Raw genomic sequence first — 16634 nt, 5'->3', positions numbered from 1 at the left:
CCTTACCGTCAGTGGCAGTACTGCCGTAGGCCCTCGAATTACTGCCACGGGCGAGGCACACTGGAGACATGCTCCAGAACGTGGCCGTCGCCCTGCTCGACGGCGTGAATCCCTTCGAACTGGGTGTGGTGTGCGAGGTCTTCGGCACCGACCGGAGCGACGAAGGCCTGCCGGTCTACGACTTCGCCGTCGCCTCGGCCGAGGGCCCGGTGCTGCGCATGAACTCGGGCCTCTCGCTCCAGGCCGAGCACGGCCTGGAGCGGCTGGAGACGGCCGATCTCATCGCCGTGCCGGCCGGGCACACCTACGCGTACCGGGACTTTCCCCCGGAGCTCCTGGACGCCCTGCGTCGCGCGGTCGACCGCGGTGCCCGGGTGCTGAGCGTGTGCTCCGGCGTCTTCGTGTTGGCCGCGGCCGGGCTGCTGGACGGCCGCCGCTGCGCCACGCACTGGAAACACGCGAAGGACCTCGCCCGGCAGTACCCGCGCGTGGTCGTCGAGCCGGACGTCCTCTACGTCGACGAGGACCCGGTGATCACCTCCGCCGGCACAGCCGCCGGCATCGACGCCTGCCTGCACCTGGTGCGCAAGGAGCAGGGCTCCGAGGTCGCCAACAAGATCGCCCGCAGGATGGTGGTACCGCCGCACCGTGACGGCGGCCAGGCCCAGTACATCGAGCGCCCGCTCCCCCACCCCGAGGGCGAGACGATCGGCGACGTACTGGCGTGGATGGAGCGCCATCTCGACGAGGAGGTCACCGTCGAGCAGCTCGCCGCCCACGCCCACATGTCCCCGCGCACCTTCGCCCGCCGCTTCCAGCAGGAGACGGGGACGACTCCCTACCGCTGGGTCCTGCGCCAGCGCGTGCTGCTGGCCCAGCGGCTTCTGGAGGCGACGGACGAGACGATGGACGCGATCGCCGGTCGAACGGGGTTCGGCAACGCGGCCACGCTGCGCCACCACTTCGTCCGGGCGGTCGGGACCACGCCGAACGCCTACCGGCGCACGTTCAGAGGCCCCGAAGCGGCCTGACCCACCTGCCGCTCACCTCGGCACCGGCCGCACCCGCAGGTCGTTCGGCCGGAGCGTGATGCCGACCCGCGTGGCGTCGTCCGAACCGGCCACCTGCTCGAACCGGTACTTCGTGGCCAGCGCCGCCGTGATCAGCGTCAGCTGGGCCATCGAGAAGTGATCGCTCGGGCACTTGCGGTTGCCCGTGCTGAACGGGCTCATGGCGTGCTTCGGGATGTCCTTGACCCGGTCCGGCAGCCACCGGTCGGGGTCGAACTCGAGGTTCCGCTCGTACGACTTCGCGTCGCGCTGGATCGCGTACGGGCTGTAGACGATGTCTGCCCCGGCCGGAATCCGGTATCCACCGAGTTCCGTGTCCCGTACCGCCCGGCGCGTCAGAATCCAGACGGCGGGGCGCAAACGCAGAGCCTCGACGACGACATTGTTGGTGTGCCTGAGCCCCCGGACGTCCTCGAATGCCACCGGCCTCCCACCGGTGACGGCTTCTACTTCGTCACGCACCCGGTCCGCCTGTTCAGGGTGTTCCGCAAGCATATGCAACAGCCACATGATCGTGGAGGCGACGGTTTCGCTGCCGGGAGTGAGGATCGCGACGACCTGATCATGGATCTCCTGTTCCCCGATGGGGTCACCATTCTCGTCCTTCGCCTCCAGCAATGCCGTCAGCAAATCGTCCGGCTTTTGACCGGATGCCCGGCGCTCGACGACGATCTCATCGACCAGAAGATGCAAATCGGCCAATGCCCGGTTGAATTCGCGGTTGGCGGGGAGCGGCAGTTTGTAGAGCGGCCCGAGCGGGACCACCATCCGCCGGTACATCCCGCGGAAGACGGTGGCGAGCGCGACGCACAGCCGCTCCGCCCGCTCGTCCATGGAGGCGCCGCGCAGCAGACAGCGGGCCGCGATGCGCACGGCCACCCGGAAGGACTCGGAGGTGCAGTCGACGGTCTCTCCCGCCGTCCAGCGCTCGGTCAGCGCGTGCGCCTCCTCCTCCATGATCGGCCCGTAACCGGGGATGGCGTCGAGCCGGAAGGCGGGCTGGATGGTGCGCCGCTGGCGCCGGTGCCGCGGCCCGTTCGCCGTGGCCACGCCCTCCTTGCCGAGCAGGCCCTCCAGGGACTCCCAGAGCGGCCCGGCGATGATGAAGTCGTTGCTCAGCGCCAGCGCGCCGGTGAGTTCGGGGGTGGTGACGGCGTACACGGTCTTCGGCCCGAGCTTCAGGCGGACCACGTCGCCGTGGTCGCGCAGCCGGGACATGAACGCCAGTGGGTCGCGCACGAGCTTCCAGCCATGGCCGAGGCCGGGGACACCGCCGCCCGCCCGGGGCGGCTCACGCAGATCCGGAGCCAGGGCTTCGGGTTGCACGGACTCGACGGTCATTTCTCACCTGCCGCTTCGTTGTTGACGTACGGGGGCGTGGACCGGTCGTCCCAGCTGTCGACCGTGTACCGGCCGGACTCGTGGTGGAACCAGTAGACGGAACTGAACCAGTTGCGCATATTGCTCAGGCAGGCCCGCACGGCGGCGCTCAGTTCTTTTCCCCGCACGGTGCCGTCGGCGAGGTCGTCGGCGAACCGCAATGCTTCATGCTCGACTTCGATGAATTCCGTGATGCAATTCTCGACACGGCTCCTGAGGTCCATGACAGCCTCTTCCAGAGTCAGCCCCTCATGGGTGATGAGACTGATTCCGAGATTGTGCACCTCGTCGCCCGCTATTTCCTTGGGAAGGGAGCACAGATCGTTGTACCAGGCCGCGAATTCCTGACTCAGCAGCGCCGCCCGCCGGTATGCCGGGTGTTTCCGGACAGGGTCGGGTATCTCGCACCCCGCGGCCGGCTCCAGTAGGTCCGTCCATATCCAGTGAGCGAAGGTGAGCCGGCGCAACCGGAGATACTCGTCGACCGTGGGCACGATTCCGTGGGTGCGGTTGTGGAACTCCCGGTCGTAGGCGTCGACCACCGCGTGGAAGTGCCGGGCGAACCGGAGGTTCCACGTCCTCGGCAGGAACGCGTACAGCCGCGACACACTGTCCGCGAACCCGGCGACCAGTGGGTCCTCGTGGTGCAGATGCGCCCCGGGGAAGTCGAGGGCCGTGTGGAGCCGGTCCCGCAGCCGCCGCCAGGCGATGGGACGGCCGTGCACGATGTCGCGGTCGTGCCGGTCGTCCCAGACGAAGAACCAGGCGCTGTAGTCGGCGATCGCCTGAAGGACCTCGTCGGAGGCACCGATGTAGTACCCCGCCATGAGGTCGGTGTAGCAAAGGCCGTCGGCATATTCCTCCACCTTGTCCGCGGGCATGAGCCGCTTTTCGAGCAGCCAGGCCCGGGTCTTCTCCTGGCACTTCGGCCAATACGGGTGGAGTTGCCGGGGAAACGCCGCCTCGATCACCGGTAGAGAGAGCGACGGTGGAACTGCGATGGTGGTAGGTGCCGATGTGGTGCCGTCTGGCAAAGCATGCACGAACTAACCCCTCTCAGCCGCCAGTTGGCGCGGGCGCCCCTCCCTTCGTGCCGGGCGTGCGCCGTTGCATACCCCGCTCATCCCATTCAGCACTACAACTGACCGTTCTGGGAACGCATTTGCTTCATTCACTACCCCACAGTGCCGGGATCCTCCCGGTGTGTGACTGGTGACGGATCACCAGGAGAGCAGAAGCGATCGAACGTGCGACGGACAGGCGAACGACACAGGCGAACGGCGTCTGTTCGGGACGGGATTCCCGAACAGACGCCGTTCGCCTGGTGCGTGTGAGGTCTCAGTCGTTCGCGACCACGGGGTAGCGGGGCTCGTTCTCGGCCATCTGCCGCAGCGCGTCCTTGCGCTCCCGCTTGGAGAGCCGGTCGATGTACAGGTAGCCGTAGAGGTGGTCGGTCTCGTGCTGCAAACACCGAGCGAAGTATCCGGTGCCGCGCACCTTGATCGGGTTGCCCTTCTCGTCCTGCCCGGTCACCTCGGCGTAGTCGGGCCGGGCGAGCGGCGCGTACGCGGTGGGCACCGACAGGCAGCCCTCGTTGCTGTCGTCCAGCCGGCGGTTCTCGGCGGGCAGTTCGACGAGCCTGGGGTTGCAGATCACACCGGTGTGGCGGGCACCCTCGTCGTCGGGGCAGTCGTAGATGAAGACCTTCAGGTCGACACCGATCTGGTTGGCGGCCAGGCCCACTCCCTCGGCGGTGCGCTGGCTGGCGAACATGTCCGCGACGAGCTGCTGGAACTCCTCGCCGAACTCGGTGACGTCCTTGCACTCCTTGTGCAGCACCGGGTTCCCGACCACCGTGATCGGCCGCGAGTTCCCCCGCTCCCGCCAGGCCGCCTCGCGCTCCTCGCAGTCCTCCGTGTCGATCACGTACCCCTCGTCATCGACGGGGAGCACGCCGGGCTGCTGATCGGTGTCCTGCTGAGCCATGACGTACGTACGCCTTCCTGCACAAAAAATGGGATGCGGATACAGACTACGCCGGTGTCGCACGCCATTCTTTTGCTTGGGGGCGGGGCTGTATCGATCTGCGGCTCCGCCGCGTGGGCGCGAACAACCACGACGGCGCCGCGGCCGACAAGACGGTCTCAGCAGACCTCTTCCAGATCCCGCCAGTCCCGAGAATCCGGACTGTCAGCCACCCACCCGTCCAGCAACCCTCGAACCAGCGAAGCCGGAGCGGCCAGCCCGCACTCCCGCTCCGGCACCCACAGCTGCCCGTCCGTCCGATGCCCCAGCGGCCCGGGATGCCCCGGCTCACTGTGATCATGCGGGTCGAGGTGCTCCCCGTCACCCTCGTCCGACGGCATCCGGGACTCGGAACACATCCGGCACAGCAACCGCACCGAGGAAGACCAGTCCTCCGCCGCGAACCCGGCGTCACCCGCCAGCTGCTCCAGCGCGTCCCGGTCGGACTCGGTCGCCGCCTCCAGCAGCACCACCCAGGTCGGCACCGGCGACGGCGCCCAGAGCTCGATCTCATCGAACACCGGGTACGTGTGCCCGGCGGCCGTGGTCCGCTCCCCGTGCGGCACCCCGTCGTGCAGGACGACCTCGCCCCAGCGCCGCCCCGACGACGGCAGCGGAATGGACAGCACCTCGATCCGCGCGGGATCCAGCCGCCGCCCCCACACGACCTCGGCCTCCCCCTCCGGGGACAGCCGCACGGCCGCGCTGCCGAGGTCCATGCCGACGGGCTCGCCGGCGGCGATGGCCGAACCCGGCATCCGCAGCCCATAGGCCTGCCAGGCGCGCCGGGCCAGCGGCCAGTCCTGGAGGGCGGTCGCGGCGATGCCGACGTTCCACCAGTCGGGCGCACCGGTGTCCCGGTCGAGCAGGGCCACGGCCCTCAGGCCCGCCGCCCGCGCCTGCTCCCAGTCGTGCCGGAACTTGTGCAGCAGGGCGAGGTTGAACCACGACTCGGACAACCAGGGCTCCAGGTCGGCGGCACGTGTCAACAGTGCGCCCGCGTCCTCGTACCTACCGTCGCCGATAAGTGTGAACGCCCGGTCTGTGGCCTGCCGCCAGGAGGCGGAGGGCCGGTGCCGTCCCTTGCCGAAGATCCTCACGATTCCCGCCTGCCAGTTCCGTGCGGTGGGCTGGCCGTAGCTGTGTTTCGAGCCCCCGGACACCTTCTCCTTCGCATCCAACCACGTACGGCCTCCGAGTCGCTCATTACCCATGGGTTACCCAGCCACGGGCAGAGTCAGACTGCTCCTTGCCAGTACCCGGGCCATTGATTCCACCACCTCCGGCGCGTACTTCCCGGCGGTGGCGAGCCGGAGTTCCTCCAGCGCCGTCAGCGGCCCGCCGGGCCCGCCTTCCCTGGACTTCTCCTCGTACGCGTTCACGGCCCGGACGATTCGCGCGGCGAGCGGCTGCTCGGCGTAGGGGTCGGCCTGCCGCTCCACGACCACGGCGACCGCCTCGTCGACCCCCGTCTGCCGTACGACGGCACCACCGAGCAGCGCGATCCGCCGCTGCTCCGCGGCGGGCAGGTCGGCGGTGGCGCCCGCCGGCACCGGGTCGACGAGGCTCAGCTGGCCGATGTCGTGCATGAGCGCGGCGTACTCCAGCACAGCCAGTTCGGGCTCGGTCAGGCCCAGGTCCCGCCCCACCGCCTGGCCGAGCGCGGCGACGCGCCGGGCGTGCCCGCAGGGGGTGCAGCCGGCGACCTCGGTGGCCCGCGCGAGGGAGGCGATGGTCTGCCCGTAGGTGGCCCGGACGGCGGCGTACCGCCGGAACGACATCTGGGCGAGCAGCAGCGGCACGGAGAAGACGGGCAGCGCCCACAGCCCGACCACGGCGACCGCGAGGGCCATCACCGCACCGGTCGCGATGACGGCGGACCCGATGCCGCACACGGCCCGCAGCTCGTCCCGCAGCACCGGGCCGAAGGGCCAGCCGGTGCGCGAGTGGGCCAGGGCGGCGGCGAGCACCGCGTCGCACAGCGCGGTCAGGCACAGCAGTGCGAGCAGCAGCAGCGCGTAGGCGGGTCCGCCCCAGTCGTCGAACATCCCCCGGTTGTACGGGGGCTGGAAGCACACGGCGACGAATCCGACGGTGAGCATGCGGCGCGCCAGGTGGTCGAGGGTGGGCCCCTGTCCGCGCGCTACGTGCGGCACGCTGCCGAGCAGCGAGGCGGCCAGTACGACGGCGACGACCTGGGAGAGGCCGTGGTGCGTGGCCCGCCCGCCGGCCTCCCCGAGCAGCGCGTACGACAGGGCCGCCGCTGCCCCGAGCGGGGCCGGTTCCCGGATCCGCGCGCCGTTGCGCCGGGTGAGCTCACCGACGGTGACGAGGACCCCGAAGGCGAGGGCGACGCGGCGTTCCTCGAGTCCGTTGTAGAGGGTGGCGGCGAGGGAGCCGGTAGCGAGGAGGGCGGCGCAGGCGTGGACAAGGGTGCGCAGGAGAGGCGCCCCGCACGCGCTCATCGGTGTGCTCCCGGCCGGCTGGAGACGGGTGTGCCGGGCGGGGGCACCCGGGGCGTGTGGGCGTCGTCGGCGGTCACCGCGGGATGCCAGCCCGCCCGCCGTACGGCCTCGACCAGGGCCGTGACCATCACGGGGTCGAAGTGGCTGCCCGCGCACCGCTCCAGTTCCTCCAGTGCCACCGCGACGGGGCGGGCCCTGCTGTAGCTGCGGGTGGAGGTCATGGCGTCGAAGGCGTCGGCGACGGCCACGACCCGTGCGGACTCCGGGATCTGACGGCCCACCAGTCCGTATGGATAGCCGCTGCCGTCCAGCCGTTCATGGTGGTGCAGTACGGCGGCGCGGGCCTCGCCGAGGAAGCCGATTCCGCGCACCATCTCGTGCCCGTACTCGGGGTGCAGTTCGATCACGCGCCGTTCCTCGGGGGTCAGCGGCCCGTTCTTCCTGAGCAGCCGGGTGGGCACGCCCAGCTTGCCGACGTCGTGCAGGATCCCGGCGAAGCGGAGCACCTCGACGCGCTCGTCGTCCATGCCCAGCTCGCGCGCGATCATCATGGAGGCCTGTCCGACGCGCTCGCTGTGCCCGCGCGTGTACCCGTCCTTGATGTCGACGGCCTGGACCAGTGCCCGGATGGTTGCCTGGTGGGCGGCCCGTTCCCGGTGGTACTGGGCGAACGCCCACCACGACACACACATCGGCAGCAGCACGAGCAGCGCGGCCACGGGACCGTACGGGCTGCGCCACAGGACGGCCATCATCAGCCCGGCGAGCCCGTGCACGGCGATCGGCGCGAGCGAGCGCGCCACCAGCCCCCGCCAGGCGCGCCGCACGGGCACCCGCTCGGCCGCAGCGAGGATCCCGCCGTCCAGCAGCGCGAGCACCAGGCAGAACGCCAGCACGGCGGCCCCGGCCGGCCCGAGCGCGTAGGGGACGTCGCCCGTGACGACCGCGTCCCGCCCGCCGAGCGCCCAGTGCACCCGGGCCGCGGCCCACACGCCGAGGACGAGCTGGGCGGCCCGCCAGATCCGCCGCAACGTAAAGGGCCGCTGCCCGACGGGCGCGAGCAGCGCGGCGGGCACGGCGACTAGGGCGGCGGCGGGCGCCGGAAGCAGGAAGGCGCCGGCGAGGAGCACGGGATAGAAGGTCCCGGCCGGGTGCGAGATGCCGACGAACCGGGACCGGGCGACGCGCTCGCACCCGGCGTACAGCGCGGCGAGCAGCGCGACGGCCCACCAGGGCGTACGGACGCCGGGCAGTGGGAGCAGACAGCACAGGGCGGCGACGACGACAGCGGCGACATACATCCGTGCCCGCGCCGAAACCGCTTCCATGAGCCCCTCCCGGCCATGTCCGTCAGGCCCGGAGCCTAGGACGGCAGTGGGGGGCTCCACGGGCCGAAAGCCCGTGGATTAGCACGTTCGAGTGACGCGTTCGAGAGTGACTTGAGGATGACTACCCCTGGAGAGGCGGGGTAGTTGAAAAGCGCAGGAGTGTCAGGATTCCTGCGGCGAGGCCGGCGAGGCCGTGACGTCCTGATCGGGGACCGCCTGGCCGGAACGGATCAGGTCGATCCGTCCCATGACCTTGGCCCGCAGGTCACCCGGCACGTCGTCATGCCCGCAGCAGCGCTTGACGAGCTTCTTCACAGCCTGCTCGAGCCCGTACTTCTCGAGGCAGGGCGAGCATTCCTCGAAGTGGTGCTCGAACTTCACGCAGTCCGAGTCCGGCATCTCACGGTCGAGGAACTCGTAGAGATGATCGAGGATTTCGCTGCAATCCGTCTCGTGCGGCTCTCCGCAGCTCATGACCCCGAGCCTTTCGCTTCGTTCGACTCTCCGGCGCCGGCCGGGACCATCCCACGGTCGCGGGCGTAGTCCTCCAGCATGCCGCGCAGCTGACGGCGGCCCCGGTGCAGCCGGGACATCACCGTACCGATGGGTGTCCCCATGATGTCGGCGATCTCCTTGTAGGCAAAGCCCTCCACGTCCGCGAGATACACGGCGATGCGGAACTCCTCGGGAATCGCCTGGAGTGCTTCCTTCACGTCCGAGTCGGGCAGGTGGTCGAGCGCCTGCGACTCCGCGGAGCGCAAGCCCGTCGACATGTGCGACTCGGCGCGGGCGAGCTGCCAGTCCTCGATCTCCTCGGCCGCGGAGCGCTGAGGTTCGCGCTGCTTCTTGCGGTACGAGTTGATGAAGGTGTTGGTGAGGATCCGGTACAGCCACGCCTTGAGGTTGGTGCCCTCGCGGAACTGGTGGAAGGACGCGTACGCCTTGGCGTACGTCTCCTGCACCAGGTCCTCGGCGTCGGCCGGGTTGCGCGTCATGCGCAGCCCCGCCGAGTACATCTGGTCGAGGAACTCGAGCGCGTCCCGCTCGAAGCGCGCACTGCGCTCCGCGGCCGTCTCCGCGCCCGTGCCGCCCTGGCCCTCGGGCTGCTCCGCCTGGCCGTGTTCGGTCCCTGCGTCGGTCCCAGTGACCGGACCCACCTCCTCGAGTGTTCTCGTGAGACCGAGACCGGTCTCACCCGAATCGGAGGATAGACGACGATCCGGTCCGCCCGCCGCCCGAACAGGGGCGGTCCTGGCCGCGTGCAGCACCGTCCACTCCAGGTCGGCGCGGCTGCTGCGGCTCGGGCAGATGGTCGAACCCATGCGGCGGACTTCCTCTCCTACGGCGTCTGTGCTGGTCTCCAGCACGTACGTCCCGCACAACAGTGCTCGCCGTCCCGGCATTCCCGGAGCTTCACCCGAGTGACCCGGTCCACTCCAGGACCGCGTCCGTGATGAGCTTCACGGCCTCGTCCTGCGAGATCTCCGCACGTTTGGGGACGGCGAAGCCGTGATCGCCGTACGGCACCTCGGCGAGTTCGTACGAGCCCGCGGGGAACTCCTCCGGCTTCCCGAAGGGGTCGTTCCCGCCCTGGACGACCAGGGTGGGCACCCCGGAACCGAGCAGTTCGCCGGCCCTGGACTTCTCCGGCTTCCCCGGTGGATGGAGGGGGAAGCTGAGGGCCAGGACAGCGTGCGCGCCCAGCTCGGTGGCGGTACGGCAGGCGACCCGGGCCCCGGCGCTGCGTCCGCCGGAGATCACCGGCAGGCCCGGCTCGGCCAGGGCGGGCCAGATGCCGCGCCAGCCGACGTCCAGGGTCTTGGGCGCGGGGGCCAGCTTCTTCCCGGCCACCCGCCAGGGCTGCTCCACACGGGCCACGGTCACGCCGTGCGCGGGCAGGACCTCGGCCAGGGCCTTCAGGTCGCGGGCCTCGATGCCGCCGCCCGCGCCGTGGCTGACGGCGAGCACGAGCCGCGCCTTCTTCGCCCGGTGCCAGGTGATGCGGGCGGTTCCGGCGTCGGTCTCGACGGTCTCGGTGGCCGTGCTGGTCGCTCTCGTCACATGCGTCACGTCAGAAGAGTGTGCCCTCTTCGGGTCCTTCCAGCTCCTTCAGCAGCTCCGGCCCGTTGTTGCGGACGTTGCTGACGGCCGTGGTGACCGGGTAGGCGCGCATCAGCCCGGCGGGCGGCGGGGCCAGCAGCTCGCGCAGGCCGTCGGGGTCCGTGCGGGACGGGTCCAGCCAGGCGTCCCAGCGGTCGGGCGTGAGCATCAGCGGCATCCGGGGGTGGATCTCGGCCAGGGCCCGGGGGCCGTCCGCCGGGGACACCGCCAGCGGGCTCGTCTCGGCCTCGGTGGTGATGACGGAGCACGTCACCCACCAGGACTGCGGATGGTCGTCGGGCAGCGTCCGGTCCCGCCAGAACTCGTACAGCCCGGCCATGGCGAAGACCGACCCGTCCGCCGGAGTCACGAAGTACGGCTGTTTGCGGGGCCGCTTCTTCTTCCCCTCGACCTCCAGCTCGCGCTCCTGCGTGCCGGTGACCCACTCGTAGTAGCCGTCGGCGGGCAGGACGCAGCGCCGGGAGGTGAAGGCACGGCGGAAGGACGGCTTCTCGTGGACGGTCTCCGCGCGGGCGTTGATCATCCGGGCGCCGCCCTCGGGGGTCTTCGACCAGGACGGGACGAGTCCCCACTTCAGCTTCCGCAGCTGCCGAACCGGCCGCGGGTCGTCCACGTCTTTCAGAGGGCGGTCGAGGACGGCGTAGACCTCTTTGGTGGGTGCCACGTTGTAGTCCGGCTCGAGGGTCTCCTCGGGCTCCCACTTCTCGATCTCAAAGATTCCTGCGAGATCCTCTGGCCTGCGACTCGCTGAATACCGTCCGCACATACGTGCCACACTGCCAGATTCCATCCGACCACAGGGAGCCAACGCCGCACATGGACAGCACCGCTACCGCCTCGCTCGCCTCCCTCTGGGACGAGGTCTCCGGCACGCAGCCCGACCCCGACCTGTGGGTGGTGATCGCGACTCTGGCCGCCGCGCTCGCCGTGGTGATCCCGCACGGCCTGTGGCGCGTCTCCCGCAACGCCATCACCATCGCCCACGAGGGCGGCCACGGGCTCGTGGCCCTGCTCACCGGCCGCACCCTCACCGGCATACGGCTGCACTCGGACACCAGCGGCCTGACCGTCAGCCGCGGCAAGCCGCACGGCATCGGCATGATCCTCACGGCCGCCGCCGGCTACACCGCACCGCCCCTGCTGGGCCTCGGCGGAGCGGCCCTGCTGGGCGCCGGCCACATCACGCTCCTGCTGTGGCTGGCCACCGCCCTGCTCCTGATCATGCTCGTGATGATCCGCAACGCGTACGGCGCCCTGACCATGATCGTCACCGGTGGCCTGTTCGTCCTGGTGTCCTGGCTGGCCGGCCCTCAGGTGCAGGCCGCGTTCGCGTACGTGGTGGTGTGGTTCCTGTTGCTGGGCGGGGTCCGCCCGGCCTTCGAACTCCAGGCGAAGCGGGCCCGGGGCGGGGCGGGCGACTCGGACGCGGACCAGTTGTCGCGGCTGACGCACGTACCGGCGGGGCTGTGGTTCTTCCTGTTCCACGCGGTGTCGCTGTGCTCGCTGATCGGGGGAGGGCGCTGGCTGCTCGGGCTATGACGTGCCCCGAGGGGGCGCGTTCATGGGGGGGCGCGGGACTGTGTCGATGTGCGGCTCCGCCGCGTGGGCGCGAACGGCCCCAACGGCGCCGCACCCGAACGACGGCCTACTTATAAAGTGGGGCCATGGCCCCGAACACCCAAGACACCGCCCTCTGGCCCGCCCCGCACGCGAGCGGAGCCGTCGACGCGACGGTCCACGTGCCCGGGTCCAAGTCCGTCACCAACCGCGCCCTGGTACTCGCCTCCCTCGCCTCCGAGCCCGGCTGGCTGCGCCGCCCGCTGCGTTCCCGCGACACCCTGCTGATGGCCGGTGCGCTGCGCGCGATGGGTATCGAGATCGAGGAGACGGTGTCGTCGAGCTCCTCCGTCGCGGGGGGCCCCGACGGCATCGGCGAGGCCTGGCGTGTGCTCCCCACGGGCCTGCGCGGACCGGCCACGGTCGACGTCGGCAACGCCGGCACGGTGATGCGGTTCCTGCCCCCGGTCGCCACGCTCGCCGACGGTCCCGTCCGGTTCGACGGCGACCCTCGCTCGTACGAGCGTCCCCTGAACGGAGTCATCGACGCGCTGCGCCAGCTCGGCGCCCGGATCGACGACGACGGCCGCGGCGCGCTGCCGATGACCGTGCACGGCAGCGGTGCCCTGGAGGGCGGCCAGGTCTCGATCGACGCGTCCTCCTCTTCGCAGTTCGTGAGCGCGCTGCTGCTGTCCGGGCCGCGCTTCAACCAGGGCGTCGAGGTCCGCCACACCGGCAGCACACTGCCCTCCATGCCGCACATCCGCATGACCGTCGACATGCTGCGCGCGGTCGGCGCTCAGGTGGACACGCCCGAGTCGGGCGGCGAGCCGAACGTCTGGCGGGTCACGCCGGGCGCCCTGCTCGGCCGGGACCTGGTCATCGAGCCGGACCTGTCCAACGCCCAGCCCTTCCTGGCGGCCGCGCTGGTGACCGGCGGCAAGGTCGTCGTCCCGGCCTGGCCGGCCCGCACCACCCAGCCCGGTGACCGGCTGCGCGAGATCTTCACCGAGATGGGCGGCTCCTGCGAACTGACCGAGTACGGACTCGCGTTCACCGGCACCGGCTCGGTCCATGGCATCGATGTCGACCTGAGCGAGGTCGGCGAGCTGACGCCGGGCATCGCGGCGGTCGCGGCCCTCGCCGACTCCCCCTCGACCCTGCGCGGAGTGGCCCATCTGCGGCTGCACGAGACGGACCGGCTGGCCGCGCTGACGAAGGAGATCAACGAGCTCGGCGGCGACGTGACGGAGACCGCCGACGGCCTGCACATCCGCCCGCGCCGGCTGCACGGCGGGATCTTCCACACGTACGACGACCACCGCATGGCCACGGCCGGCGCGATCATCGGACTCGCGGTCGAGGGAGTTGAGATCGAGAACGTGGCGACGACGGCCAAGACCCTGCCCGACTTCCCCGATCTGTGGACCGGGATGCTCGGGGCGTAGGACGCAGGGATCACGTCATGCGCCGCTACGGCAAGCACACCGACGAGGACGACATCCGCACCCGCCCCGGCCGCCGGAACACCCGGCCCCGGACGAACATCAGGCCCAAGCACGAGGACGCCGCCGAGGGCCTCGTCCTCACCGTCGACCGGGGCCGGCTCACCTGCCTCGTCGAGGACCATGTGGTGATGGCGATGAAGGCCCGCGAGCTGGGCCGCAAGGCCGCCGTGGTCGGCGACCGCGTGGCCCTCGTGGGCGACCTGTCCGGCAAGAAGGACACCCTCGCCCGGATCGTCCGCATCGAGGAGCGCACCTCCGTGCTGCGACGGACCGCGGACGACGACGATCCGTTCGAGCGCGTGGTCGTCGCCAACGCCGACCAGCTGGCCATCGTCACCGCCCTGGCCGACCCGGAGCCCCGCCCGCGCCTGATCGACCGCTGTCTGGTCGCGGCCTACGACGGTGGCCTGGAACCGCTGCTGGTGCTGACCAAGTCGGACCTGGCCCCGCCCGACAAGCTGCTGGAGCTGTACGGCGACCTCGACATCCCCTACGTCGTCACGAGCCGCGGGGAACTGGACAGCGGCGTCGCCGTCGCCCGGGTGCGGGAGCAGCTCGACGGCAAGATCACCGCGTTCGTCGGTCACTCCGGGGTCGGCAAGACGACCCTGGTCAACGCGCTGGTGCCGCAGGAGCGGCGGCGTACGACCGGGCATGTGAACGCGGTGACGGGCCGCGGCCGGCACACCACCACGTCCGCCCTGGCGCTGCCGCTGTCGGACGACGACGGCTGGGTGATCGACACCCCGGGCCTGCGGTCCTTCGGTCTGCACCACGTGGACCCCTCCCGGGTCATCCACGCCTTTCCCGACCTGGAGCCGGGCACCGAGGGCTGCCCGCGCGCGTGCAGCCACGACGAGCAGGACTGCGCGCTGGACGCGTGGGTGGCCGAGGGGCACGCGGACCCGGCGCGGCTGTACTCGCTGCGGCGGCTGCTGGCCACACGGGAGCGGAAGGAAGGCGACTGACCTCAGCGTTGTTTGTCGTGGCGCGTGGACGGTAAGTGCATAATCACTAGTCGCACCAAGCCGAATGCATGCGGTCACTGAACGTGGGACACGGGAGGAACGGCTCATGGCGTGGCTGCTGGTCATCGTGGCCGGGTTGCTGGAGACCGGCTTCGCCGTGTGTCTGAAGCTGTCACACGGCTTCACCCGGCTCTGGCCGACAGTCGCGTTCTGCGTCTTCGCCCTCGGCAGTTTCGGGCTGCTGACCCTGGCTCTGAGGAGACTCGACGTGGGCCCCGCGTACGCGGTGTGGACCGGGATCGGGGCGGCGGGCACGGCGATCTACGGCATGGTGTTCCTGGGCGACCTGGTGTCGACGCTGAAGCTGGTGTCGATCAGTCTCGTCATCGTCGGCGTGATCGGGCTGCAGTTGTCGGGTTCGGCGCACTGACGCCCTGTCACCCGGACTGCCGATGCAGGGCGCTGTGGACCAGGTCCGTGACGCCGCCCTCGCCGGGTGGCGCGGCCACACAGGACAGGGCGAGCCGGACGGCGAGTTCGCAGGAGCGGGCCAGGTCGGCGGTGTCGGACTTGGGCGTACCAGGTGCGGACAGGACGGTGACGGCCCGGTCGCGGATGAGGGTGACCAGGTCGCCGGGTGAGGGCAGCGGACCGTCGGCGCGGCGCTGGGCGGGTGCGGCGGTGGTGGACGGCACGGCCGAGAGGGTCGGCGAGGGCAGCCGTTCGCTCCAGCAGCCGGTGAGCATGGCGCGGACCAGGGCGTTCTCGCGGGCCGCCGACGTGGTCCACTCGGCGGTGGCGGTGAGGCGGTCGCGGAGGTCGCTGTGGCCGGCGAGCGCGCGGTCCACGCCGGCGAGGTACCCGTCGGCCTCTCTCCTCACGAGTGCCCGGGCGAGGCCGTCCTTGCTGCCGAACTCGTTGTACAGCGTCTGCCGCGACACTCCGGCCGCCAGGGCCACGTCCACCATCCGCACGGCGGACCACGACCGGCGCGCCAGCGCCGCGTAGGCGGCGTCCAACAGAGATTCCCGCGCTGCAGGCATCATTGCCTCCCCTTGGGGCCAGCGGCTCTGCGCCCAGGTTTGACGCGCCTGCAACCACTGTCAAGAGTCCACGGGGGCACACGGGGGCGCCTTTGAGCCGACCTGCGCGGGTCGGCTCGCCCCAGCTGCGGGCATCGTGCCGCCAAGGGCGGCACGGGTGGGCGCGGCGGCACCCCGCCGCGCCGGGTCGCGCACCCACCCGCCCCCAGCCCCCACGCCGAACACCCCGATGCCGCCAGGACACACACGCCCCCTGCCCCCACGCCGGGCCCCGCCGCACGCCGGGCGACCACAACGCCCCCACACCCCGGCACAAACCCCCTGTAGCCCCACCCCCACCTCGGCAGATAGGTTCGTTGCATGCCCGACTACCTCGACGATCTGCGTCTCGCCCACGTCCTCGCCGACGCCGCCGACGCCGCGACGACGGACCGGTTCAAGGCCCTCGACCTCAAGGTCGAGACCAAACCGGACATGACGCCGGTGAGCGAAGCGGACAAGGCCGCGGAGGAGCTCATCCGCGGCCAGCTCCAGCGCGCCCGCCCACGGGACGCGATCCTCGGCGAGGAGTACGGCGTCGAGGGCACCGGCCCCCGCCGCTGGGTCATCGACCCGATCGACGGCACCAAGAACTACGTACGCGGCGTCCCCGTCTGGGCCACCCTCATCTCTCTGATGGAGGCCGGCGAGGGCGGTTTCCAGCCCGTCGTCGGCGTCGTCTCCGCCCCTGCCCTGAGCCGCCGCTGGTGGGCCGCGAAGGGCCATGGCGCTTTCACCGGCCGCAGCCTCACCAAGGCCTCCCGCCTGAACGTCTCCCGCGTCAACAAGCTCGCCGACGCCTCCTTCGCGTACTCGTCGCTCAGCGGCTGGGAGGCGCAGGGCCGTCTGGACGGCTTCCTGGACCTCACCCGAGAGGTGTGGCGCACGCGCGCGTACGGCGACTTCTGGCCGTACATGATGGTCGCGGAAGGCGCCGTCGACATGTGCGCCGAGCCGGAGCTGTCGCTGTGGGACATGGCCGCCACCGCGATCATCGTCACGGAGGCCGGCGGCACCTTCACCGGACTCGACGCCCGCCCCGGCCCGCACAGCGGCGACGCGGCCGCGTCGAACGGTCTGCTGCACGACGAGTTGCTCGGATATCTCAACCAGCGCTACTGAGCGCGCCC

The 16634-nt window shown here is 70.9% G+C and carries 17 protein-coding genes; 6 read left to right on the top strand and 11 right to left on the bottom strand.

Features of this window, described 5'->3' with window-relative positions:
• The first annotated feature begins 68 nt into the window (after window positions 1-68).
• A complete protein-coding gene (locus ACQEV8_RS29485; RefSeq protein WP_432966258.1) occupies window positions 69-1031 on the top strand; it encodes a GlxA family transcriptional regulator in 963 nt (320 codons plus the stop codon).
• Between the two features lie 12 nt (window positions 1032-1043).
• On the opposite strand, the gene ACQEV8_RS29480 is transcribed toward ACQEV8_RS29485, so the two are convergent.
• The 10 genes from ACQEV8_RS29480 to ACQEV8_RS29435 all read right to left on the bottom strand — a co-directional run bounded on the left by ACQEV8_RS29480 (window position 1044) and on the right by ACQEV8_RS29435 (window position 11155).
• Complete coding sequence (locus tag ACQEV8_RS29480) at window positions 1044-2411, bottom strand: cytochrome P450 (RefSeq protein WP_432966255.1); 1368 nt, start codon at window positions 2409-2411, stop codon at window positions 1044-1046.
• Window positions 2408-3493: an epi-isozizaene synthase gene (gene cyc1, locus ACQEV8_RS29475; protein WP_432966252.1), complete on the bottom strand. Its 1086-nt coding sequence runs from the start codon at window positions 3491-3493 to the stop codon at window positions 2408-2410. Before cyc1 ends, ACQEV8_RS29480 begins: the two co-directional genes overlap by 4 nt.
• A gap of 295 nt (window positions 3494-3788) precedes the next feature.
• Window positions 3789-4436 (bottom strand): peptide deformylase, encoded by a 648-nt coding sequence (gene def / locus ACQEV8_RS29470; protein ID WP_432966249.1) that lies wholly within the window; start codon window positions 4434-4436, stop codon window positions 3789-3791.
• 158 nt (window positions 4437-4594) lie between these two features.
• Window positions 4595-5575 carry a tetratricopeptide repeat protein gene (locus ACQEV8_RS29465; RefSeq protein ID WP_432973081.1) on the bottom strand — a complete coding sequence of 327 codons (981 nt, stop codon included), beginning with the start codon at window positions 5573-5575 and terminating at the stop codon, window positions 4595-4597.
• A gap of 117 nt (window positions 5576-5692) precedes the next feature.
• Window positions 5693-6940 (bottom strand): HD domain-containing protein, encoded by a 1248-nt coding sequence (locus ACQEV8_RS29460; protein WP_432966246.1) that lies wholly within the window; start codon window positions 6938-6940, stop codon window positions 5693-5695.
• Complete coding sequence (locus tag ACQEV8_RS29455; RefSeq protein WP_432966243.1) at window positions 6937-8268, bottom strand: HD-GYP domain-containing protein; 1332 nt, start codon at window positions 8266-8268, stop codon at window positions 6937-6939. The genes ACQEV8_RS29460 and ACQEV8_RS29455 overlap by 4 nt, the downstream gene beginning before the upstream one ends.
• Window positions 8269-8430: 162 nt before the next feature.
• Window positions 8431-8742, bottom strand: coding sequence for a mycothiol system anti-sigma-R factor (gene rsrA / locus ACQEV8_RS29450; RefSeq protein ID WP_432966240.1), 312 nt, complete (start codon window positions 8740-8742; stop codon window positions 8431-8433).
• Window positions 8739-9425, bottom strand: a complete 687-nt coding sequence (gene sigR / locus ACQEV8_RS29445; RefSeq protein ID WP_432966237.1) for an RNA polymerase sigma factor SigR — start codon at window positions 9423-9425, stop codon at window positions 8739-8741. Before sigR ends, rsrA begins: the two co-directional genes overlap by 4 nt.
• 256 nt (window positions 9426-9681) lie before the next feature.
• Window positions 9682-10329 carry an alpha/beta hydrolase family protein gene (locus tag ACQEV8_RS29440; RefSeq protein ID WP_432973078.1) on the bottom strand — a complete coding sequence of 216 codons (648 nt, stop codon included), beginning with the start codon at window positions 10327-10329 and terminating at the stop codon, window positions 9682-9684.
• Between the two features lie 10 nt (window positions 10330-10339).
• Window positions 10340-11155 carry an SOS response-associated peptidase gene (locus ACQEV8_RS29435; protein ID WP_432966234.1) on the bottom strand — a complete coding sequence of 272 codons (816 nt, stop codon included), beginning with the start codon at window positions 11153-11155 and terminating at the stop codon, window positions 10340-10342.
• Window positions 11156-11205: 50 nt separating this feature from the next.
• Between ACQEV8_RS29435 and ACQEV8_RS29430 the strand changes: the two genes are divergently transcribed.
• The 4 genes from ACQEV8_RS29430 (at window position 11206) to ACQEV8_RS29415 (ending at window position 14852) form a co-directional block, all read left to right on the top strand.
• Window positions 11206-11928, top strand: coding sequence for a M50 family metallopeptidase (locus tag ACQEV8_RS29430; protein WP_432966231.1), 723 nt, complete (start codon window positions 11206-11208; stop codon window positions 11926-11928).
• Window positions 11929-12053: 125 nt separating this feature from the next.
• The gene (aroA, locus tag ACQEV8_RS29425; protein WP_432966228.1) at window positions 12054-13394 is read left to right on the top strand and encodes a 3-phosphoshikimate 1-carboxyvinyltransferase; all 1341 of its coding nucleotides are present in this window, start codon (window positions 12054-12056) and stop codon (window positions 13392-13394) included.
• A 17-nt stretch (window positions 13395-13411) separates the two neighbouring features.
• On the top strand, window positions 13412-14422 hold the full coding sequence (rsgA, locus tag ACQEV8_RS29420) for a ribosome small subunit-dependent GTPase A (RefSeq protein WP_432966225.1): 1011 nt from the start codon (window positions 13412-13414) through the stop codon (window positions 14420-14422).
• A 106-nt stretch (window positions 14423-14528) separates the two neighbouring features.
• Entirely contained in the window at window positions 14529-14852 is a 324-nt protein-coding gene (locus tag ACQEV8_RS29415) for a DMT family transporter (RefSeq protein ID WP_193481056.1), read from the top strand.
• A gap of 7 nt (window positions 14853-14859) precedes the next feature.
• Here the strand turns inward: ACQEV8_RS29415 and ACQEV8_RS29410 are convergent, their stop codons facing one another.
• Window positions 14860-15468, bottom strand: a complete 609-nt coding sequence (locus ACQEV8_RS29410) for a TetR/AcrR family transcriptional regulator (protein WP_432966221.1) — start codon at window positions 15466-15468, stop codon at window positions 14860-14862.
• Between the two features lie 357 nt (window positions 15469-15825).
• Here ACQEV8_RS29410 and hisN point away from each other — a divergent pair, with 357 nt between their 5' ends.
• Window positions 15826-16626 (top strand): histidinol-phosphatase, encoded by an 801-nt coding sequence (hisN, locus tag ACQEV8_RS29405; protein ID WP_432966218.1) that lies wholly within the window; start codon window positions 15826-15828, stop codon window positions 16624-16626.
• Window positions 16627-16634: the final 8 nt, after the last annotated feature.

Source organism: Streptomyces sp. CA-179760, assembly GCF_050937045.1.
GTDB lineage: Bacteria > Actinomycetota > Actinomycetes > Streptomycetales > Streptomycetaceae > Streptomyces.
Note: the sequence above shows the minus strand (reverse complement) of the source record. Positions and strands in the feature narration are given on the sequence as shown.